Raw genomic sequence first — 23,222 nt, 5'->3', positions numbered from 1 at the left:
CGCAGAAACTCTAGCACAATATGAATCAGGGAATGTTGCACATTTGGATGATCTTACCTACGATCCAATAATATAATAACCACTTGTAAAAAAATGGATGTTGGACTACCTTTATAGCCCTATTGTCCTTTTTTCTTCTGTAATATGGAATATAAAAATCAGAGTATTCCGAACAACTGATAAATGTCAATAAATGGTATATTTGTATTGGTTTACAAGTGTATAAAATTTTTATGCAACGCTAGTGTAATTTCCTAAACAAATAAAAAACCCCGAATTCTTATTTCGGAGTTTTATTCCACACTCAATCTAAGGTCTGGCAAATGGTTTAATATAAATTGAGATTTATCTGTGTCAGATTTCACAGTGAATTGTCTGTAGTATTTTAAAGCCGTTTCAAAATGGGCAGGCATACTTTGATATGCATCAAGCACTCTGTCAAAAGCATCATAAGCAAGCATCAATGCCGAAACTAAATCAGTAAATGGGAGAATATACGTATTTGTATCATGATGCGGGGCGGTACAGAGCGTCATTTGTTCTACCTGCTCATCAAAAAAGGAAGAAGCTTCTTCTATATATGGACGATAAAGCGGATGAACATGTTTAGCTTTCTTCTCGAAAAATGTGCGCCATTCCCGACAAAAACTGATCATGTAAGGCAGATCGTCTCTAACCACAGTTACATCAAAGCCCGCTTGTCTAATTCGATCCATACTCATAGGTTCCATAGTTTTCTGGTTTGATCCTAAATAGTAATATTTACGACGATACGCTTTCATTCCACACCCCGTCTTTCAATTTTTGTCTGATTTTCAGCTTTAAAACATTGTAACATTTATAGGGAAAGTTTCCTATACTTTTATTTAAGTTTCATGAAGAATTACTATAGTTATTTATTCTTTTTCAGCTTCTTCCACTTCTTGCAGCAGATCAAAAACCGTTTCTACCCCATTTTCAGTGATCAGACAAGCTGCTCCTAATGGACTTCTCCAAAAATCCTCAGGGATGACCGGACATTTTCTTCCAGCAGGCTGAAACAAAATTCTATAAATTCGTTGCACATGAAACCGAGCCTCATCCTTATTAGAAACTTTTTCTCCGCGTGCAACATTAAAAACATATTGCATAGATTTTAAAATATTATCACCAGGCATATATGCGAATTCTTTAAAACGATCTAAGCGTTTTTCCACCTCGGGGTGAATATGATTTTTTATATATAATACCTCTAAATGTCCTTTAATATGCCGGTACAAAAGGCGCAAGATTCTTCGCTTTTCTTGCTGCATGAGTTCATCTGTATAGACGCGCTGCAAAATTTGATAGGCTTTTCCTTCATTCATTTACACACTCTCCTGTTCTTCCATAACATTTAAAAACATTCGAGCCGTTCGCAAACTTGATTGAGGATTTTGACCAGTGACAAATTTCCCGTTGATTTCCACGTTTTCCGTGAAAATAGGAGCAGACACAAAGGTAGCACCTAATTCTCTCACTTTTGACTCTAATAAAAACGGCATATCTTTATCTAACTTTATTTCTTTTTCTTCTTTGTTTGTAAAAGCTGTTAATCGCTTTCCCTCTAAAAATGGAGTGCCATCCGATAACATTAATTGAGTGAAGCCTGCAGAACCATGACATACTGCTCCAATTACTTTGTTGTCTGCTGCCATTTCTTTTAATATGTATTGAAGGCGTTCACATCCAGGAAAGTCAAACATCGTTCCATGACCGCCCGAAAGAAAAATTCCATCAAAATCAGTGCTTTCTAAATCATCAAGAGAAACAGTGTCTTTTAGTACACTGGCTCCTTTTTCCAACTCATTTATCAATACCTCTCCTTTACTTTGGGGGTCTACTGGAGCTTCTCCCCCCTTTGGGCTCGCAACAGTCACCTCATGCCCAGCATGGATAAAAGAAAGATAAGGTTCTGTAAATTCAGACAACCACACTCCCGTCTCCCTTCCATGCGATAATTTGCCAGCATTGGTGACAACCATTAAAATGCTCGCCAACGTTTTCCTCCCCTTTCAGTAATACCCCTTTATCTTCTTTTCTTTCATTGTAATGTAAACGCAATCATGATACAAATGCAATGATGTCAGCTTCAGCCATCTTGATGAACAGGACGGATCAGTATTTCATTGACGTCTACATTTTGAGGCTGTGTAATTGCATAATATACAGCATCAGCAATGTTTTCACTTTTCATTGGAGCAAAAGGCATCCCCTGTTCTTCCATGTCATGTAAAAACTCTTCATCCGTTATAGAATTTGTCAGCTCCGTTGCAACGGCCCCTGGAGAAATAGAGGTAAACCTTAAGTTTGTATGAGCCATTTCAAGTTTTAAACCTTTCATGATAGCAGCTACTGCATGCTTTGTAGCACTGTAAACAGCAGATCCAGCAAAAACTTTGTGAGCAGCATCAGAGGAAGTAGTTATAATATGCCCTTCATTTCTTTCAAGCATGTGAGGACTTACCGCAGCAAACCCATTCAACACTCCTTTAATATTAACGTCGATCATATTATTCCATTCATTCACTTTGATGTTTTTCATATAAGATAAAGGCATTACCCCAGCATTATTAAACATGATATCTATTTTTCCAAACTCATTAATAGTTTCAGTTGCAAGCTGATTCATTTGCTCTAAGGAAGTTACATCAGTTTGTCGAATAAGTACTTTTCCTTGATATTCGTTCAATTGTGAATTCAATTTATTTAGCATGTCCAATCTTCTAGCAGCAAGAACAACATTAGCTCCTTCCTTTGCCAGCCTTTGCGCTGCCGCTTCACCTATACCGCTGCTTGCTCCCGTTATAATAACTGTTTTTTCATGTAACACGATTTGAAGTCCTCCAAACTATAAAGAAGTAATAATAAAAATAATACACGAAAGAAAATCCTTTAAAAAGAAAAAAGAGACAATTATTGATCAATCTCTATTTGGAGACAAAAAATAAGCGCACCCGAGAAGGGTGACGCCCTGTGTGGTTCTTCACTATCCATTTACAGGCAGGACCAACGTCTAACATTACTAACGAACTCCATTACTTCACTATTCCGGAAAGCAATATTTTTTAACTCATCGGTATATAAATAAATAACTATCGTATTACGATCCCGGTTATCAATCATCTCAACTCCGCTTTTCCCTTCGTTTCCATTCACTAATGGAAGATCTAATCGTTCAGCTGTTTCTTCAACGGAAGTTCTTCCTTTAGGAATATCTAACACAAGCTTAAGATGATCATCCATATCATCGCATATCATGCCCCACCGTTTGCCAAACCACGCACGACATCCCGTCATACTCACCAGCGTATATCCATATGGCGGAGTCGGTACGAATTTTGTACTTGCCCAACCCCTCAATTCCATTGCGCTGCAGAGCTCTCTCGCTTTTGTCCTCACAAGTGTTTCTTGGTTTTCTTTAACAGGCATATGATCTCCTCCTTAAATAATACTCTACACCGTGTCATGAACCATCTCCTTCATGTAATGTAGAAAATTCTGAACATTAATGCATAAGTTTAATGTAACACAAAAGCAGCTTTCTGTCGATTAATTGAACGAAAATTCTAACTTTTGTCACAAATTAGCTTTATTTATTTTAATCATACTCCTTCCATATTATACAGTCAATGAACATTCGTTGACAGAAATATTTAGTTTTCTAAATGATAGGACAGTTCTGTTTACCCTCTTTGTATGAAAATAAAACATGATTTCCCTTCATTTCTTGTTATAATAGCCGTAACACATTTTATCTTTTCATAAAAAGAGGGTTATTATGAATGTAAATATAGGAAACATCGTGGTAAAAGGAATACAGCCGGATAAACAAACCCGCTGTAAACATTACAGTAAAGAAGAAGACATCATTGCTATTAAATTCTTTTGCTGCGGGGAATATTACTGCTGCTGCAAATGCCATGAAGAACTCTGCGATCACAGAGCTTTACAATGGCCGCAAATGTATTTTAACAAAAAAGCTATTCTTTGCGGAGCATGCAAAAATACATTAACTGTAAATGGTTACATGCAGTGCAATTACTCGTGCCCGCATTGTCAAGCATCTTTTAACCCCGGTTGTCAGCGTCATTATCATTTATATTTTCAAATATGATTTTTAGAATGATTAGTCGTAATCGGTGTATTTTTAAAAAAAGGTTATAAGCTGCCGAATTAAAGAAAGGAATAATATTATTCCAATAATTATGCTTAATACAGCAAGTCTTTTTTCTAGCTTGTTGCTGTCCACCGTGCTCTCACCTCGTTATCCGTAAAATGGGTATTTTTGAGAGCCCATTGTTAAAAAAACCATGTCATAGCGACCATTAATAGTATGCCGCCCGTAAATGAATAGGTTGCACTTAAGGCATATCCATCTCCATGACTTTCCGGAATCAATTCTTTATATATAATATAAAGCATAGATCCAGCCGCAAAAGCTAAACCTATTGGAACTAATTGACTTACAGCTGAAGTCAGCCAAAAACCTATAAATGCTGCTATCCATTCCATAAAGCCAGTAGCCAATGCAATTAGGAAAGCATTGCTTTTTTTTACTCCTTGCTCAATTAGAAAAAAAGCGATAATAAAGCCTTCTGGGGCATTCTGTACCCCAATAGCCAGAGCAATTAATAACCCAAGACCTTCTATTCCGCTGTTGTAACTGACCCCGACTGATAACCCTTCAGGGATATTATGAAGTGTAATCGCAGCTATTATTAATAAAGCTTTTCGATCGATCATTTTAATATCGATTCGTTCGTTATTATTTGTTCGTTCTATATGCTCGTGAGGAATATTTTGCTCTAAAAGCGTCAAAACCAGCATTCCAAGTAATATACCAATAAGTGCTGCTTCATATCCCCCAAGATTTAAGCTTTCAGGAATAAGTTCAAACATAGAAGCAGCCATCATCATTCCGGCACTAAAAGCAAGCAGCATATCTTTTCCCCGGTGAGTTGTATTTCTTAGTAATATAGCGGGAATTGCACCCAATCCGGTAGCGAATGCAGATAAGCCGCTTGCCAAAACAAATTCTTCCATTTTTCTTCACCCAGCTTCTATCATACTACATTTTTAGTGTACGCTTTTTAGAATAAAATAGAAAGAAATCTAAAATATTATCAAAGATTATCAATTCTTATCGACATAAATAGCATTTTAAGTTTGTTACTGATAGGATATACAAAGTGAGAGGGCTGTCGTCTTTTGAAAGGAGCGCGAAATATTTTGTCTACAAAAACCATTACTAACGTATTAGCACTAGTTATAATATTAGGATTTGCTATCTATTTTTTTGTGTCAAACAATCAATCAGAAGATGATTCAACTGATAATGAAGATGAAACCGAAAACGTATCTCTTGAAGAGTTTGAAGGATACGGCGTTAGTTCCTCTAATGACTATGCTATTGAAACCGGCATGGAAATAATGGAAAAAGGCGGCAATGCCATTGATGCTGCTGTAGCTGTTTCCTTTACTTTAGCTGTGACGGAACCATATGGCTCTGGATTAGGAGGAGGCGGGGCTATGCTTTATATGCCCTCACCTCAAGAAGATCCTGTAGCATATGATTACCGTGAAATAGCTCCAAACCAAAATCCAAGCGACCAAATTGCAATTCCTGGATTTGTAAAAGGGATGCAGACGATTCATGAGAAGCATGGTGAATTACCGATTGAAGATTTGCTTGAACCTGCAATTTATTATGCCGAAAACGGCTTTAAGGTAAACTCAGATTTACATTATCGTTTGAAAAACGCAGCCTATCGTATTAACACAGAAGAAGTGCCGCAATTCTATCCAAACGGAGAAGCCATTGCAGAAGGAGAAACGCTTGTTCAAGAAGATTTAGCTGAAACCTTGAAGAATTTACAAAATAACGGTTTAAATGACTTTTATAAAGGGAATGTTTCAAACAGCTTAGCTCAGCAGATTCCTCATATAGACAACAATGATTTAGCTCAGTATACAGTAGAAGAAAAAGAAACGGCGAAAGGCTCATTCGAAGGGCATACTGTTTATTCAGCTCCCCCTCCTTTATCTGGTGCTACATTTATTCAAATGCTAGGTATGGCTGAGGAGTTAAATGTAAGAGATTATTTAAATAACAGTTACCCTCAATATATTCATTTAATGAGTGAAATAACCAGAGAAGCTTACTTTCAAAGGCTGAATACCATTGGTGATCCAAATTTTGAAGACGTAAACCTTGAAAATTTGACTAGTGATCAGTTTATCAGGGAACGCGCAAATAATGTTGTCGAAAGCCGAATAAGCGATGAGCTTTCATTAGAATTTCAAAACGATGATTCTATGCAGGAGCACACTAGTACGACTCATTTTGTCATTATGGATAAAGAGGGGAGAACAGTTTCTGCTACCAATACTTTAGGTAACTTCTTTGGATCAGGAAATATGGTGGATGGGATGTGGATGAACAGCAACCTCTCCAATTTCAGTGTCGATCCTGAATCTCCTAATTTTATTGAAGTTGGCAAACGTCCTCGAAGCTTTATTGCGCCGAGTATAATTAAAAATGAGACTTCCGAAGTGATCATGGGAATCGGCACCCCCGGAGGAAACCGAATACCTAGTGTACTTTCCCAGTTTTTGATAAGACAGGCATATCTGGAAGAAAGTCACCAAGATACTGTTAATGCCGGCCGTTTCCACCCTGAGAAAGATTTAATTCACCTAGAAGATGATGAAACACTTATTGAGGACCAGAGTCTTATTGCAGAATTAGAGAGCTACGGATATGATTATCAAGTGGAAGAGATAAGCACTTACTTCGGAAACGTATCAGCGTTAGTAAAAGATTACAACAAACTGGAGATGACAGGTATTGCTGATAAAAGAAGAGATGGTGCTTTCGATATCAATTAATAATTGTGAGTGTGTTGTATATGATTAAATTAAAAACTTTATTTCCTTATATATTTTTATTTGGACTTGTGTTGTTTATGTATTTTTTTAAACATGACGAAGGCCTAAGTCCGCAGGAAACAGAAGCAATTGATTCATATTTTGAAAGTGAAGAAGAAAGCTTTTTATCGGATTAAAATGTAACTTTTAAGCAGATATGGCGTCCGTCTTAATAGGGATTAAAGGACGCCCCCTTTTTTGCACAGTAAGTTAAGGTAAGGTACGTTTAAAGTGCATTCGACAAATATCGATATCTTTCAACAACGTACGTCTTTATTAAGAATACATGCTAAGTAGGAGGACAAGCCATGCTTCTCATAATAACAGCATGCGCCATTTTATGTTGTATCGGCTATCGCGAAAAACAAAAACACCAGGCAGAAATTAATACCATTCCTATTCGAGTGAATGTCAATGGGATACGTGGAAAGTCAACTGTTACCCGTTTAATCACTGGCGTTCTCACAGAAGCAGGATACAAAACATTTGGTAAAACAACCGGTACATCGGCACGGCTGATTGATTGGAAAAGACAAGAAGAACCTATTGAAAGAAAACCTGAAGGTCCTAACATTAAGGAACAAAAAACGATTTTACAAAAAGTGTCCTCTCAAGGTGCAGAAGCATTTGTAAGTGAATGTATGGCCATTAATCCAGAATATCAAGAAGTCCTGCAGAATCAATTCCTGCAAGCAAATATCGGTGTCATTTTAAATGTATATGAAGACCATATGGATGTTATGGGGCCTACTCTTCAGCATGTGGCTGAAGGATTTACTTCTACCATTCCGTATAATGGCACATTGATAACTACAGATGGTCCTTTTTACTCTTACTTTTATGATATAGCTAAAAAACGCAACACAAAAGTTATCTGTGCAGACACCGCTAAGCTGCCCGATGGTTTTATTCACAAATTTGATTATATGATCTTCCCGGAGAATGCAGCTATTGCTCTGGCTGTGGCTGAAAGCTTAAATATTGATAAAGAAACAGCTCTAAGAGGAATGTTGAATGCTAATCCGGACCCTGGTGCTCTGCGTATTACTGAGTTCAAAGATGGAGCCCAAAAATCCTCTTATTTTATCAATGGCTTTGCTGCTAATGATGCTTATTCCACTCTTTCCATATGGGAGAGGATTAAAACTTCAGAATTTATAACTCAGCATCCTATCGTCATCATGAACTGCAGAGAAGACAGAGTGGACCGCACAATAGACTTCAGTGAAAACGTGCTTCCTCATCTTCACGGAAAAAAATTGATACTGATAGGTAAAAATGTCCAGCACGTTTTAACAGAGTACGAAAAAGGCAATCTTCCTTTTGAAACAGTCATTAATTTAGAAGGGAAAAAACCCGAGGCTGTGCTGAACAGAGTAAGAGATGAAGCAAAACATTCTACTATATTCGGAGTAGGGAATATCCATGGTGCCGGAGAAGCATTTATGAATGCTCTTCAATCTTCACCTAATATCATGGATAGCAAAGTTGATGAGGAGGCAATGTAATTGTTTGGAACAGATTTATATATCGCCTTAGTTATAGGCGTGGTGCTTAGTTTAATTTATGCTGAGAAAACGGGTATAATGCCTGCCGGATTAATTGTTCCCGGCTACTTGGCACTCGTTTTTGATCAGCCTGTATTTCTATTAACTATTTTTATCATAAGCTTGGTAACCTATTTGATTGTAACCTTTGGCCTATCCAAATTTATGGTGCTTTACGGGAGAAGAAAATTTGCAGCTATGCTATGTACAGGTATTGTATTAAAACTTCTGTTTGATTATTTTTATCCCGTACTCCCCTTTGAAATATATGAGTTTCGCGGATTAGGCGTTATCGTACCAGGACTTATAGCGAATACAATGCAAAAACAAGGTGTTATCCCAACGTTTACTAGTACATTGGTTCTTACAGCCGTTACGTTTGGTATTATTACGTTATATTATTTAATTTAGGGGTTTCCATATGACGAAACATAAAGACTTAACTTTTAAAGAAAAGATTTTAGCAATCACTAAAAGAGAAAAGAAAAAAGGATTTCATCAAGCTTGGATAGCTTTATTAGTATGCATATTATTAATAACACTCATTCGGTGGTCTGAGCCGGAAGCGGTAGAAGAAAGCACTGGTGCTGAAGAAAATAACACTGTATTTTCTGCTTCTATGGTGGGTGATATCATGATGGGACGGCATGTCGAAGAAATAACCAAACGTCATGGCTACTCTTTCCTCTTCTCTTATGCAGAAAATATATTTAGTTCTAGTGATTACACTACAGGTAATTTTGAACATCCTATTATTAATAAGGAAGATGAGTTTGAAAAAGCTAATAAAACGATTCATTTATCTTCTAAGGAAAGGTCATTAGGAGCTTTAGAACAATTGAATTTTTCTACTGTTAACCTCGCCAATAATCATATGATGGATTATAAAGGAGACGGATTAGAAGCTACGCTTGATGCATTTAATAACACTTCCATTGCTTCAACAGGAGCTGGTGTAAACGAAAGAGAAATAAAAACTAATTATCCAATTGAAAATTATAATGGCCTCGATGTGGCTACTATAGGAATAAATGATATCACTTACGCTGAGATGGAAAGTGGTGGGCCTAATTCACCTGGAATCCTAACATCAGATCCTGATGATTTTATACCAGTTATCCAGGATGCTAAGGAAAATGCAGATTTAGTATTAGTTCATTTACACAGCGGGCAAGAATATGACAGCTCCCCTACTACCCGTCAAACAGAACTTTCACGTGCTATTGCAGATGCAGGTGCAGACATCATAATCGGACACCATCCGCATGTTCTCCAATCAGTCGATGTCTATAATGATACTATTATTATGTATTCTCTTGGTAATTTTATTTTTGATCAAGGATGGACAAGAACTAGAGATAGTGTCATAGCTAATTATAAATTAAAAGAAGATGGAACTGCGATGTTAGAAATGCTTCCTTTCCGAGTTTTTGAAGCGCAGCCCCGTCCAGTTCAAGGATTAACGGAGAGCGTTCATAAGAAAAGAATTTTTAGACAGCTGACTAAAGATACAAAAGCAAAAGAAAATATTATCGAAAATGACGAGCGTTTAATTATTTCAGCTGACCATTCTCATGTTTTAAATAATAACTAATAAAAAACAAGCCCCCATGAGAGACAGGGGGCTTGTTTTTTTTATTAGTATACAGTTTACATAACATTATTATTTGAAACTTTCTTCTTTATATCTAAATTTCTTACATTCCTTTCATGTATACCCTGCTGCCGGCTCCTCCTGGCTCTGCCGGCTTTACAAATAACTTTCTTGGAAGTCTTTCCTGTAGTTGTGGGACATGGCTAATAATACCAACAGATAAATAATTCGTTTGTAATTTTTCCAAAGCATTCATTACTGTTTCCAGTAACTCTTGATCCAGTGTACCAAATCCCTCATCCAAAAAGAAAAATTCTAAAGGATATTGACCTTTTAATTGAATAGAAGCTGATAATGCTAAAGCCAAAGCAAGGCTTGTTAAAAAGGTTTCTCCTCCTGACAATGTGCTAACCGGCCTTTTTATTCCTCCGTTTGCATCATCTCTTATAATAAAGCCGCCATTCGAATCAACTTCAATAGCGTAACGTCCATTTGTTAAACTATGCAAACGTTCTGAAGCCAGACGGCTTACCTGGTTTAACTGCTCTTCGGCTAAAAATTCTACAAATCCTTTGCCGCGAAACACAGCATCTAATTGTTTATAATAATTTTCTTTTTCTTGCCATTTTTTTCTTTTCTGTTCAAGTTCTTGATATCGTTCGTGTTTCTGTTTTATTTCTTCTAGGCTTTTAAAAGCAGCACCTCTATTTTCTCTTATTTCATCTAATTGCGTATTTATAGCGTACCAAGTTTGTTTCCAGTTTTCCCACTCTGAATCGGTGATATAACGATTAGATAATTTGTGTAAAAGTTCTTGCTTCGTTCTTTTCCATTTTTCTTTTTCTTGTTCAAATTTATCAATTTCTTTTAGATAGAATTCCTTTTGTTCTTCATTTAATATCCGCTGCTTTACCTCTGAAGGCGATAACTGCTTCTTGCTGCTTTCTGTTTTTTTATCCCAATCCATTTGTGATTTTTTTAAACGTGTAACCGACTCTTTGTAAGAATGGTCAGCAATTGCTTTCTCTCGCTCTTTTTGATATTTTTCTGTTCGTAATTTTTCTAGTCCAGTTTTAAATTTTTCTTCTTCATTCTCCCAATTCTCTGTTTCATTATTTACAAATTTGTTCAGCGACTTTAAGTCCCTGCCTTGTAATATTGCTTCTAACTGTGTTTTTTTATCTTTAATAAAAGAACACAATTGCTCCACTTGTGTTTTAGCTTGTGTCTGTTTAACTTCTAAAGCATGTGTTTTGTTTAACAGATCATTATAGGCAGCTTGTAATTTTTCAATATACTTTTTGCCGTCTTCTATCCTATTTTGCAAATGATCTAATTTTTCTTCGTTGCGTTGAAAGGTTTCATATCTTTCATCTAATACTTTGAAAGAATAAAAAGGATAATTTTCTTCCCATAATTGCAGGGCTTTATTCCATTCATTTTCTACAGCGATCCTTTTATCTACCGACTCTTTGTATATCTTACTTTCACTCTTATATTCAAACTCCTGCTGCTTCTTTTTTTCTTTCGCTTCAAGAAATCGGTTTAATTCATTTTCTATACTCTTTTGCAGATGAGATAGGGTTTCCTCTTCTCTATCCCACTGAGCAAGCTTTCGCTGTAACTTTTTATCCCATTCCTTATCTTTATTAAAAGTTATTTTATTTTCTTCCTCTTCTTGTGCAAGAGAAGCTCCTGTTTCTTCCTGTATATTACCTATTATTGATGAGGACAGCTGCTGTAATTTCCATTCACGCTGATTCATAGTTAATTGATAGTGTTGCAGAGTGCTGATCCACTTTTCAACTTTTTCTCGTTCCCTGAAACGTTCTTTTGTATTTTCAACAGTCCCTTGTAGAACTGCTGGTTTCGGATGATCAAAAGATCCGCATACCGGACATGGCTCACCATCTTTCAATTGAGAAACAAGATGAGAAGTCATTTCCCTGACTTTTAATTCATTTTCTTTATCTGTTTGTTCTTTTAAATACTTTTGCAGATTATAAATATATTCCTCTATCCAGCCTTTGTCTTCAGCAGTTTTGTTGTACCAATATAAAACTTGAGAAAATCTGGTGTTTAATGTTTCTTGTGACTTATGAAGGTGATGTTCTGCTTTTACTTTTTCATCATACGCTTTATCTGTTTGTTTTTTTCTTTGAAGCTCTTCTTTTTTTAAGCTTTCTAAGTTTTCGTGAATATGTTGAATATGCTGCTTTTCCGTTGCTGCTTTGAAGACTTTATTCTTTTCTTCCCAACTTATAAATAATTCCGTCTGTTGTTCCTGAAGTTTATTGACTGCCTCCGTGTATTTAATTAAGTTTGCATTAATTTTATCTGCTTCTTTTTGTTGCGTTTCGAGTTCTTTGGTCAGGGATTGTAAATTAGTGTCTGCATCATGCTTCTCTTTCGTAATTTGTGCAATTTCTTTTTCTACTTCTTCTGCTTTATCGATCGATTGCTGAAAGGAAGCAAGTTCCTTGTCCTTTTTAACCTTTTCTGTTTGAAAATGCTCCCATTTAGAATCCATGTCTTCTTTTTTAGCGGTTAAATCCGCAAATGCATCTGCTGCTTCTTTAGCTCTCTTCGACCATTTATTGTATTCATTTTCCGCTAGGAGACAGGCCTCGGCAAATGGAAAAAGCGACTCTGCTTCACTTGATTCCTCTATATAATTTTTAAACGTTTCTATTTGATCTTTTTGCTTTTCTAGATCTTTAAGGTGTTGTTCTGCTTTCTCTAATTCATTTTGCCAAGCCCTTAATTGTTTGATTTCTTCCCATTTTTCTTCTGTCTGCTCTTTTGTAATCAGCGTTTTTTTAAGCTCTTTCTCCCAATAATGAAATTGTTCCTCAGCTTTCTTGATTGCTTCTTTAGAAGCTTCTCCAAGCCCTAGCTGCTCTGCTTCGGCTTTTTCCTTTTCATGCATAACGTGCTGAAGCTGTGACTTTATTTTTTTTATAAGTTCATCTCCATATTTTTCTAAATGGAATAAGCGCTGCAGCATCTTTCTTCTTTCGTTGCCGCGAAGCTTAAGAAACTCTGAAAACTTCCCCTGAGGAAGCACTACGGCTCTTGTAAAATCTTCAATAGCGAGCCCAAGCATGCTTTCAATTTGTTTGTTCACATCGTTTGTTTTATCAGCTATAACAGAAGGTTCTTTTGTAATATCAAGCAAGCGGCAGACGGAAGTTTTTACATTAAATTCATTAGTGCGTATAAACTTTCGCTCTACCAAGTATGTAGAAGAATTCCCTTTATGGCCAAGCTCAAAGGTAAAAGAAACCGATAACGAATTTTCTGCTTGATTAATAATACCTTGTGTATTATTCAAGGCCCGTTCCACTTTTCCATATAAAGCTAACGTCATCGCATCTAATAATGACGATTTTCCGCTGCCTGTCGGACCAAAAATACCAAACACTCCTCCTTCACATAAGGAAGAGAAGTCTACTGTTTGTTTTTCCCTAAAACTGTGCAATCCTTTAATAGTAATTTCAACAGGGCGCATTCCTTATCCACCTTCTCCTTCAGCCAGTTCCATAAACAATTGAACTAGTTTTTCATCAGCCATTGCTCCGCCTGTTTGTCTTTCATAAAATTTTTTAAATAACTCATCTATAGGAAGTTCCTTTCTTTTTTCTAAAGCAATATCATTGTCCATATCCGGGAAAACCGGATAAATGTTCACAATCCCTTCGTGGGCCTTGCGCAGATGATGTATCTCCTCCATAGAAGGTGTTTCGGTAATATGCAGGTTCAGTTCAACCCATGCATTGTAATCCTTCTTTTCATTGATCCACTGGTGAACTTCTTCTATTCCATTTTTAGCTTCCCACTTCACTAAAGGCTTTCCACAGGATAAAGGAATTTCTTTTATGCTCGGAGTATGCTGAGCTTTTATATCAACAATGGTTACTGATTTAGAATAACCTGTTTCAGAAAAGCTGAAAGCTAAAGGTGAACCACTATACCTTGCCATCCCCTTCGCTTGATGAATATTTTGCGGACGGTGCAGATGGCCTAAAGCCGTATATTGGACATTGTCAGGTAAAGAATAAGGGGAGACGGTATAAGCCCCCCCCACTTCTATCGGCCTTTCTGAGTCGCTTGAAGCTCCGCCTGCTACGAAAATATGGCTCATTGCGATACAAACATGTTCTTTCTTAAACGAATGTGTCAGCTGCTTAAATATGTTTTTAATTTGATCGTTATAGGCGTTACGTAAAGACTGCTCTTCACTTGACCTCGTAAATACAGCTTGCATTCGTGATTCAGAAGGATAGGGAAGCGCCCCTATTTGGAGAACTTCTTCTTTTACTGGAACCGTTAAAGACTCTTTCCCTGGATAACCCAAAATATATATTCCCTGATTTCTAGCCATTTTTCGTGCTGCTGCCAATCTTTCAGGATGGTCATGATTTCCTGCAATAATAATAATGGGTATATTATACTTTTTACTTAAGCTTGCTATCGTATCATAAAATAACTCTTCGGCTGCAGCAGGAGGGTTCACCGAATCAAACACATCTCCTGCCATTAACAACACATCTATCTTCTCATCTTTTATAATGGTTTCAAGTTCCTCAAAAAACGCGATATGTTCAGGCAGCCTGCTTCGTCCTTCGAGCGTTCTTCCTAAATGCCAATCCGCTGTATGAAGCATTCTCATAAAACCTCTCCTAATTCATCATATCTATTACCTTATTACCGTCAAAGGCATAAAGATAAGCTTCTTTAATTTCTTCTTGCCAAATAGATGAAAGGGCTTCTCTATACAGATCAATTTGCGATTGATACCTTTCTTTCATCATTACTGCCGCACGGGTGGTATTCCCAGGGAATCTGCTTTCGTAAGCATCAGTTTTATAATCAATTAAAACCAGTCTCCCATTTTTGTCCCGAAAAACACAATCCACTGCCCCCTGGATTAATATCAAATCTTCTTGTGTATTAACTTTCATTCCATAACTTAACGGTATCTCCCGAAAAACCTGCGGGGATTCTTTCATTCGTACTCCAAGAGGCGAGAAAAAAAAGGAGAGAATTTCTTTGGCTTCTACCATAGCTGCCTGCTCTTCATTTAATAACTCTTTTTCGACTAGTTCTTTAATAAAATCCTGCAATCTTTCTTTTGACAGAGGAATATCAAGGGGAACATGCTCCATTACCGTGTGAATCGCTGTCCCTCTTTCTGCCGGCTTGCTGTTTTTTTGCTGCATAAAAAGAGGTCTTTCTGCATATTCAGAATGAAATCCTGCTTGAAAAGCCGGCTCGCTGTATTCATCTTGAAATTCCCTTTTATATTCACTAACAGTCTGTTTTGAACGTTGTTTAACAGAAGCTTGATAAGGATAGCTCCAGCTCAACTTTTTTTCAATAAATTCAGAACGCCCGCTGTCAATCTGAACTGGCTGCTTCGCTTTTAAAGCTTGTTCCATTTTTGCATTCACTGTTTGAGCGTCTTCTTCTGCTTCTTTTAATTCAGAGTGTTCAACAAACGTTATCTTCCATTCAGAAGGATAATCGTACACCTCTCGATTACGGGCACTTCTATCCTCTGTATGCCAGGCCTTCGCAGAATGATGACGAAACACTGCGGGCCCAATCCAATCAGCATATGATTTCGCTTTTAACCTATCCACTTCTGGAAGAAGCCACTTTCTATGCTGGGAATACTCTAACCAATTCTCCAATGTTTTTTCTGCTTTGTTTAACGTGGCAACCAAAAATAGCTTTTCTTTTGCTCGGGTCATAGCAACATAAAGAACTCTCATTTCTTCTGCTGTACTCTCTCGGTGTATTCTTTTTTTTATGGCCAGTTGAGGAATAGATTCTTTAAGCACTCTTTGGTCAGGATCAATCCATTTTGCTCCAATTCCTAGTTCTTTATGGAGAAGTACGCTGCGGTGCAGGTCCTGAAAATTAAACTGTTTATTTAATCCTGCAATAAATACGACCGGAAACTCTAAACCCTTGCTTTTATGAATGGTCATTAACCGAATCACATCTTCCTGTTCACCTAACGCTCTTGCAGTTCCTAAGTCGTCGCCTCTTTCCTGTATTCGCTCAATAAATCGCAAAAAACGGAAAAGACCTCGAAATGAAGTTTTTTCATAGGACCTGGCTCTATCATATAATGCCAATAAATTAGCTTGCCTTTGCTTTCCTCCAGGTAGTCCTCCTGCGAAATCATAGTAACCCGTCTCCTGCAGCAAGTCCCAAATAAATTCAGATAATGACTCGCTGCGAGCTCGCTCTCTCCACACAATAAGCTTTTCATAAAATAATAGTGTTTTTTCTTTCCAAATCGAATCCGGGCCTGCTTTTACCGTTTCTTTTACAGCTTCAAAAAAAGTACTCTTTTTATTCATCAAACGCACTTGTGCTAGCTCTTCCTCGTTCATTCCGACAATAGGTGAGCGTAAAACAGAAGCTAAAGGAATATCTTGGTTTGGATTATCAATAACTTGTAATAAAGAAAGCATAATATTAATTTCTACTGCTTGAAAATAACCTCCGCTAAGCTCAGCGTAAACAGGCAGACCTTCTTTCTTAAATTCTTCCATTATTGTAGAAGCCCAAGGCATTGAACGCATCAAAATAACAATATCGCGGTATGTGATATTTCGCATCTGTTTTGTTTCTTTATCCAAAATTTGATATTTTTCTTTAACTAGTTGTTTAATCTTTCCGGCCATCCACCTTGCTTCTAACTGAGCAGTTTCCGTATCTTCTTCTGTTTCATCTGTACCCTGGTCAGTTGATTCTGTTAAAGGGTCTCCCTTATTAATAATTGCAAGCTCTGGGTCTCTGCTTCCGACTTCCGGATAGTCTTTATTTCCTGCCTTTAATTCAGCAGCTTCATCATACTTCACTTCACCAGCTTTTTCGTCCATAAGCTGCTTAAAAATAAAGTTAGCAGCACTTAACACTTCTTTTCGGCTTCTAAAATTTTGGTCTAGATTTATTTTCCACCCTGGATTCCCTTCGTTTCGATTAAAATGTTTATATTTTTCTAAAAAGAGGCCAGGCTCTGCCAAACGAAAGCGGTATACACTTTGTTTCACATCACCCACCAAGAAGAGATTATATCCATTTGAAATGGTTTGAAGAATCGCTTCCTGTGTGTGGTTGGTATCCTGGTATTCATCTACTAATACCTCTTCAAAACGATAGCGGCATTCATGTACTGCCTCAGAATCATCTTCTCGTAAAATGTTCAGGCAAATATGTTCAAGGTCAGAAAAATCGACCAAACCTTTTTCTTCTTTTACGGACTGATACTTATCTGAAAATAAAATGACCGTTGAAATAAGGGTCTGGACAGGGGCAGCCATATCCTTAATATCTTCTAGTAAACTGTGGGGAGGCTGCTCAAAAGCCTCAGTTTTTATATCATTCATTTCTTTTTTTACTTTATCGCGAATATCCTTCACTTGAGTTTTTAAAGTTTCATCTACATCTTCGCTTTTTTTAATCGTTTTTAATCGTTTAAAAGAAACTTCTCTGAAAGATTTATACAACTGCTCCCAATGCTCAGCCTCCTGTAAGTTGTTCAGCAATTGTTCATCTTCAACAAGAGTTTCCAAATAAGGAGCAGGGCCGTTTTCTAGTTGACATAATGATTTTGCTTTTTGCAAAGATTCAAGAGAAGAAGAAACTCGCGCCTTCACATCTCTCCAAATTTCTTTGACCCATACTAAGTCTTCTAGGTTCTGTTCTTCGGTTAACTCATAATAAAAAGCCATTTTTTTGAGCCAATCATTCGAGTCCGGGTGCGCTCTTGAAAACCGGTATAAACTTCGAACAACATCCCGGAAACCTTCGTCTGATTTGTCACCGCTGAACCGATCCGCTGCATCAAGAAAGGCATCATTATTTTCTTGACTGTATTGCTCTTCAAACACCTCATCTAATATTTCTTCTCTCATTAACTCTCCTTCAATTTCATCTAAAATACGAAATTGAGGATCGATGTTTACTTTGTAATAATATTTTCGTATTAAACTCATACAAAAGGAATGGAGAGTAGAGATTTGCGCTCTATTTAATAATACCAGCTGTCGGCGCAAGTGAAGGGAACCTGGATTTTTATTTATTTCTCGTTCTAATGCTTCTGCAATTCGATTTTTCATTTCTGCAGCAGCGGCGTTTGTAAATGTTACAATTAACAGCCTGTCTACATCTGAAGGCTGTTCTTCATCGGTAATTTTATTAATAATGCGTTCAACGAGAACTGCTGTTTTCCCACTGCCGGCAGCAGCAGATACAAGGAGGTTGCTGCCGGTTCCAGTGATAGCTTCCCATTGATCTTCAGTCCACAATGCTCCTTCTGGTTTTGGTTTCCAATTCATTAACATTTATTCATGCCCCTTCATATTTTCATTATCAAATAAATGAGAATGTATTTCTTTTTTGTCTTTAGATAGGATTCGATAATCATTCGCTTCAAAGGATGTGTCGAATTGACAAACAGCTTTGTAAGAACAAAATGAACATGCAGTATTCTGCTGGTTTTTAAATGGTTTTATATCTGTATTTCCACGTATGATGTAGTGGCCAATATCTTGAAGTTTTTTACGAATATACTGCCTGAGTGCTTCATAATTTTCTGTTGGCAGTACCGAAGAGCTGGTATAAAATGATCCATCTTTTTTAATAGCTGCAGGAACAATTTGAGAATGACCTGTCGTAAGTGATTGATCCATCAATCGGACAGCTTCTTCTTCAGCCATTAAGAGTCCTTTCATTTTAAAGCGCTTGAGAAATTCATTTTCCAATTCTTCATCAGACATACCTTGTTTGGCTTGAATAAACGGATTATGAACATGAAAATATAACACCCCTGCTGGTTTTGCTTTACTCCCAATCCACTCTTCTGAAAATGACAAAACTACATCAAGATAAACAAGCATTTGAAGGGCTAAACCGAAGTAGACATCAGCAAGCTTAATATCCTTTACACTGGATTTGTAATCTATTATTCTAACAAAAATTCCATTAGCTCCATTGGCTGTATCTACCCTGTCAATCCTGCCTGCTACTTCCATTTTCGTACCATCTGGCAATGTGAAATTTAAAGGAGGAAGATCTTCTTCAGGCCCAAACCCGAGTTCTAATCCATATGGGGAAAAACCAGAAGCTTTAGCTTGTTTACTAAGCATTTCCGAAGCACGGCTGACAGTATCTTCTAATTTTCTTTGTAAATATTTGTATTTGTGAGTGCTTAGTAAAATTTCACGTTGAATTTTAGGGACCAATTTCTTAACACATTTTTTTGCTATTTGACGGCATTCTTGAGAAGACAGAGATCCCCATTCTTTCCCTTGACTTCTAATCTCTTCTGTTAAATCTTTTAAAGCTGCATGAAACAGCTGGCCAATATCAGGAGCTTCTAATTTATAGACATCACGCTCTTTTAAACCGAGACCGTAGGATACAAATTGTGAAAATGCACAGGATTCAAATTGTTCCATCCTTGAAACGCTCGCTTTTAATTTTTCTCCGTACAAATTTTTACTTGTATCAGCTGATAAATGTACAGGGTTATTCGTATAAAACAAACTATTTAATACAGCAGGAGCCAATCCGAACTGGTCCCCTTTTATGGACCAGTTATAAACATCCCACCATATAGAAGAAATAGGATAACCTTTTTTCCATAATTGAAGCTGATAGGTTAAAAACGATAAAGTTTTGCGGTGAGGTCCAATGAACTCTTCCTGTTGTTCTTCTGTAAATTCATTCGGCTCATTGAATAGAAGCTTGTCTTCTATATCAGGAAACATTTCTTTTATTTGATTTATCACGATAGAAGGCTGCAATGTTTTTCCTTCTTCATCAGCCAATGGATAGCTTATATATAGTTTTTCTTCTGGCAGACTTAATGCTCGGTAAATCAGAAACTGTTCGTTAAGAAGCTTATGAGCTGAATCATCTGCAAGCTCCATTCCCTGTTTTTCAAACCATTGTCTCTCATCATCATCCAATATCCCTTCTTCTTCATAAGAAGCAGGCAAAATGCCTTCGTTTGCCCCAAGTAAAAATGCTGCTTTAATATTAGTCAGACGGGAACGCTCCATATCTGCAGCAGTTACCTGATCAACAGCGGGTGGTACGACACTAAAACTCATAGACTCCAATCCAGCTTCTATTATTTTTTGGAAAGAAGAAAAGGTCACTTCTTCCTCACCAGCCATTTCTACCATCTGCTCCAATAAATCAATCACCGCTCCCCATACCTGTTCATGTTCCCTGGCTTTGGCCAGGTCACCAGCATCCTTAGATTTGTCTCTTAACTTCTCAATTTTCTGCGGAATACACAGTTCCTCTAAAAATTCATATAATGTAACAGTAAATTCTTTTAGAGAACGGCACTTTTTTATACGCTTTTCAAAATGTAAGAGAGCAGAAGAGAACTTCTCCCGCAGAAGATTTATAATACGTTCATGTTCGATATCTTGTTTTCTGCGGTGATTCCCCGAATCAGCTGAGGTTCTTTGACTAGCATACCCCCATGGTTCTTTTTGTTTCCAATGTTTTTCTTTAATACCATAAGCAAGTACGTAGTTTTCCAGTGTATCAACGTGTTCTCGTTCCTGATCCCAGTCTTCTTCGATAGAAAAAAACATATCTGTTTTCAAGGACCTAAATAACGGTTCGTATCTCCAATTCTCAGAGATTGTTTCTAATGAGGAACGTATACACTCAATGACAGGGTGGTTCAGCATAGGACGTCTTTGATCAGTAAATAAAGGAATATTGTAGTCATGGAACGAAGCACTGAGCATTTCTGCGTAATCTTCCATGTTTCTTGTAATGACTGCAATATCTTTATAACGATAGCCTTTTTCCTGTACAAGTTTTATAATTTCTCTTGCTGCTGCTTCAATCTCTGCTCTTCTGTTTACGGCAGATCTGAGTAGAATGCTGTTATCGGCTGCACATGGAGTGATAGGACGTTTTTCAAATTGTTTTTCAAGATGCTGTAAATTTAACGTTTTATATTTTTTCTGTTCTTGAAAAATAACGGTTTCTCCCACATTACAGTCCGTTATTTGGCACAGGGCTTTTAATTTTTGATAGGTCGCACCGGTCTGTTGAAATAAATCCAATATATGAGGAGGCTCCTCGTCATAAGGTTTATCTAAAGTCAAAGCGAATGTCATATGTGCTGCATTTTTCATAAGGGCTTCTAACACATGAAGCTCTTGAGGTGTAAAAGAATGAAAGCCGTCCACATAAACCTCTGCTCCTTCTAAAAAAGAGGAGTTTTGTGCTTTTTCTGCTAAAAGTCGTAAATAATCTTCTGCTCCTGCATAACGATCTCCCAGGATCAGCTCTACTTTTTTCCATATCATCACAATGTCATGGAGTTTATCAGTTAGAACCATGTTTTCCGCTGAAGTATCTAGATCTGCTTCTAATTCTAAATATTTTTGTTCAAGGAGCTCGGGTGAAATCACCTGACGTTTAAATTCCGTCACTAATTGTTCCATATGCTCAACAAAACCGCTCTTGTCCGCTGCCTTTTTATATAAACGAAGTTCATCTTTCTGTTCTTCAATCACTTTCCGCAGCAGCATATGTATGCCTGTTTGCTGTAAGTAAGTTTTAGTAATTCCTCCAGTTTCCTTCAACACCCGCCATGCCATTCGTGAAAAGCTCAATACCTGCCCTCTTGTCATACCAGTTTCTGTTCTTTGTAAAAGATCATACTCTGCCTGAAATGTCATTTGATCAGGTACCAAATAAATAAGAGCAGGTCCTTTTTCAGGTTGATTAATAAGATTTTCTTTTATTTTTTCCCTCATTACATGGGTTTTCCCTGTTCCTGTTCTTCCTATGTAAAAAGTAGCCCCCATTTTATCTCCTCCGCTTGGATGTCTAATCCGTATTCCAGAAAATGAATCATACGTTCGCTTTCTTTTATTTTATAGAAATATGGAGCAAAGGAAAAGACTTAAGCGCAAAATGGAAAACAAAACAAAAAGAGATTGTTATTTCCATACTAATGGCTAACAATCTCGGATTTGGAGGACTCATATTGTAGAAACCTCCCTGTATTATTTATTGTTTTATTTTACTTTGTCCTCATAAAATTCCCTTCTTTTCTGAAAACTTACACAACAGTGTTTTTTCGAAAATGTTTTATACCGCTGCACCTAAGATGCTGAAATGGTCCAAACCCGCTGATACGGATTCTTAGTTGGTTCTTGATTTGAAGATGGTTGTGAATATGCACTTCTATCCCTTCATGGAGCACGACATAAAAGTTGTTATCGCTTTCCGGCTTTTCAAACGTAAGCATAACATCTACCGGACCACGCTGCTTGCTTTGATTAAATGGATAAAATGGATTTAGTGTTACAATTCCTCCGTTTTTTTTAATCCAACTAACAGTTTTTTTATCCATATTTACTCTCGTCATTTCAAAACCTCCTTGATAAACATTCATTGTATTTTTTACAAATCGATTATAACACAAAGATATAGGTAAATATCAATAGATATAAAGAGAAAATTTCATTTCATTTAATTTATTGAGTATTAATAGCATTATATGAAACATTATAAAGAAATGAGAGTATTTTTGTCGAATTTAAACATATCAAAATTTATAACTCTTAAAACCAGCATATGTTTACTTTTAGCTGTCATACCTGTTTATTAGAAGAAACAAAAGCGCAAGCGCCCTGTTCAGCCTCGATAGGTAAATGTTCTCCAGTCATGAAAGGCGCTCTTACTTCCACAGGATGTGCTGACTTTTGCGTTTCGAACACGATGTTCGCGTTTCTAGCAAAAGTTCCTTAAACCGTCTTGGGCCTCCGAGAGGCTGGGCGCTGAAGCTAGACGCTAATCAAACAGTAGGGAGATAGTTATCCACATTTCGAAAAATATAATTTCCTAAACAATAAAAAAGGGGCTGGGACATAACTAGCCCGAAATAGTAAAAAAAGATTCCGATTATCGTTTTTTAATAATCGGAATCTTTTTTGGTTATTATTCAGGGGTCCATGATGTGTGGAGGCGGTATACTTTCTCAAGTTCACCGCCATAAATGCAAACCCTAACTCATTTTCTACTTTTTCTTTGCCTCTCACCGACATTCGAGTGAAACGCAAATTAGC

17 protein-coding genes and 1 pseudogene are annotated in these 23,222 nt (G+C 37.0%); 6 read left to right on the top strand and 12 right to left on the bottom strand.

Annotated elements, in window-relative coordinates; all coding sequences use genetic code 11:
- Positions 1-293 precede the first annotated feature (293 nt).
- The 5 genes from ACE1TI_RS19360 to ACE1TI_RS19340 form a co-directional block, all read right to left on the bottom strand.
- Positions 294-782 (bottom strand): hypothetical protein, encoded by a 489-nt coding sequence (locus tag ACE1TI_RS19360; RefSeq protein WP_375009179.1) that lies wholly within the window; start codon positions 780-782, stop codon positions 294-296.
- A gap of 114 nt (positions 783-896) precedes the next feature.
- Complete coding sequence (locus ACE1TI_RS19355; protein ID WP_375009178.1) at positions 897-1,346, bottom strand: hypothetical protein; 450 nt, start codon at positions 1,344-1,346, stop codon at positions 897-899.
- The gene (locus ACE1TI_RS19350) at positions 1,347-2,018 is read right to left on the bottom strand and encodes a type 1 glutamine amidotransferase domain-containing protein (RefSeq protein ID WP_375009177.1); all 672 of its coding nucleotides are present in this window, start codon (positions 2,016-2,018) and stop codon (positions 1,347-1,349) included.
- Between the two features lie 92 nt (positions 2,019-2,110).
- On the bottom strand, positions 2,111-2,851 hold the full coding sequence (locus ACE1TI_RS19345; RefSeq protein ID WP_375009176.1) for an SDR family oxidoreductase: 741 nt from the start codon (positions 2,849-2,851) through the stop codon (positions 2,111-2,113).
- A 164-nt stretch (positions 2,852-3,015) separates the two neighbouring features.
- On the bottom strand, positions 3,016-3,450 hold the full coding sequence (locus tag ACE1TI_RS19340; RefSeq protein WP_375009175.1) for a hypothetical protein: 435 nt from the start codon (positions 3,448-3,450) through the stop codon (positions 3,016-3,018).
- 349 nt (positions 3,451-3,799) lie between these two features.
- On the opposite strand from ACE1TI_RS19340, the gene ACE1TI_RS19335 reads away from it, so the two are divergent.
- Positions 3,800-4,135 carry a CHY zinc finger protein gene (locus ACE1TI_RS19335; RefSeq protein WP_375009174.1) on the top strand — a complete coding sequence of 112 codons (336 nt, stop codon included), beginning with the start codon at positions 3,800-3,802 and terminating at the stop codon, positions 4,133-4,135.
- A gap of 185 nt (positions 4,136-4,320) precedes the next feature.
- Here ACE1TI_RS19335 and ACE1TI_RS19330 read toward each other — a convergent pair whose 3' ends face one another.
- Positions 4,321-5,064, bottom strand: coding sequence for a ZIP family metal transporter (locus ACE1TI_RS19330; protein WP_375009173.1), 744 nt, complete (start codon positions 5,062-5,064; stop codon positions 4,321-4,323).
- Positions 5,065-5,250: 186 nt separating this feature from the next.
- Between ACE1TI_RS19330 and ACE1TI_RS19325 the strand changes: the two genes are divergently transcribed.
- The 5 genes from ACE1TI_RS19325 to ACE1TI_RS19305 all read left to right on the top strand — a co-directional run bounded on the left by ACE1TI_RS19325 (position 5,251) and on the right by ACE1TI_RS19305 (position 10,089).
- Positions 5,251-6,909: a gamma-glutamyltransferase family protein gene (locus tag ACE1TI_RS19325; protein ID WP_375009172.1), complete on the top strand. Its 1,659-nt coding sequence runs from the start codon at positions 5,251-5,253 to the stop codon at positions 6,907-6,909.
- Between the two features lie 20 nt (positions 6,910-6,929).
- The gene (locus ACE1TI_RS19320; RefSeq protein ID WP_375009171.1) at positions 6,930-7,085 is read left to right on the top strand and encodes a hypothetical protein; all 156 of its coding nucleotides are present in this window, start codon (positions 6,930-6,932) and stop codon (positions 7,083-7,085) included.
- Positions 7,086-7,256: 171 nt separating this feature from the next.
- On the top strand, positions 7,257-8,456 hold the full coding sequence (gene pgsB, locus ACE1TI_RS19315; RefSeq protein WP_375009170.1) for a poly-gamma-glutamate synthase PgsB: 1,200 nt from the start codon (positions 7,257-7,259) through the stop codon (positions 8,454-8,456).
- Positions 8,457-8,906: a poly-gamma-glutamate biosynthesis protein PgsC gene (pgsC, locus tag ACE1TI_RS19310; protein WP_375009169.1), complete on the top strand. Its 450-nt coding sequence runs from the start codon at positions 8,457-8,459 to the stop codon at positions 8,904-8,906.
- 10 nt (positions 8,907-8,916) lie between these two features.
- Entirely contained in the window at positions 8,917-10,089 is a 1,173-nt protein-coding gene (locus ACE1TI_RS19305; RefSeq protein WP_375009168.1) for a CapA family protein, read from the top strand.
- A gap of 103 nt (positions 10,090-10,192) precedes the next feature.
- Here ACE1TI_RS19305 and ACE1TI_RS19300 read toward each other — a convergent pair whose 3' ends face one another.
- From ACE1TI_RS19300 to ACE1TI_RS19275, 6 genes and pseudogenes are all read right to left on the bottom strand, one after another.
- The gene (locus ACE1TI_RS19300) at positions 10,193-13,600 is read right to left on the bottom strand and encodes an AAA family ATPase (protein ID WP_375009167.1); all 3,408 of its coding nucleotides are present in this window, start codon (positions 13,598-13,600) and stop codon (positions 10,193-10,195) included.
- A 3-nt stretch (positions 13,601-13,603) separates the two neighbouring features.
- Positions 13,604-14,761, bottom strand: coding sequence for an exonuclease SbcCD subunit D (locus ACE1TI_RS19295; RefSeq protein ID WP_375009166.1), 1,158 nt, complete (start codon positions 14,759-14,761; stop codon positions 13,604-13,606).
- Positions 14,762-14,771: 10 nt separating this feature from the next.
- A complete protein-coding gene (gene addA, locus ACE1TI_RS19290; protein WP_375009165.1) occupies positions 14,772-18,452 on the bottom strand; it encodes a helicase-exonuclease AddAB subunit AddA in 3,681 nt (1,226 codons plus the stop codon).
- Positions 18,453-21,956: a helicase-exonuclease AddAB subunit AddB gene (gene addB, locus ACE1TI_RS19285; RefSeq protein ID WP_375009164.1), complete on the bottom strand. Its 3,504-nt coding sequence runs from the start codon at positions 21,954-21,956 to the stop codon at positions 18,453-18,455.
- A gap of 257 nt (positions 21,957-22,213) precedes the next feature.
- Positions 22,214-22,522: a hypothetical protein gene (locus ACE1TI_RS19280; protein WP_375009163.1), complete on the bottom strand. Its 309-nt coding sequence runs from the start codon at positions 22,520-22,522 to the stop codon at positions 22,214-22,216.
- A 448-nt stretch (positions 22,523-22,970) separates the two neighbouring features.
- A pseudogene (locus tag ACE1TI_RS19275) lies at positions 22,971-23,222 on the bottom strand (hypothetical protein); the annotation flags it as partial.

The sequence above is a fragment of the Alteribacillus sp. JSM 102045 genome, assembly GCF_041949975.1.
Lineage (GTDB): Bacteria > Bacillota > Bacilli > Bacillales > Marinococcaceae > Alteribacillus.
This window is presented reverse-complemented; position numbering and strand designations above follow the sequence as displayed.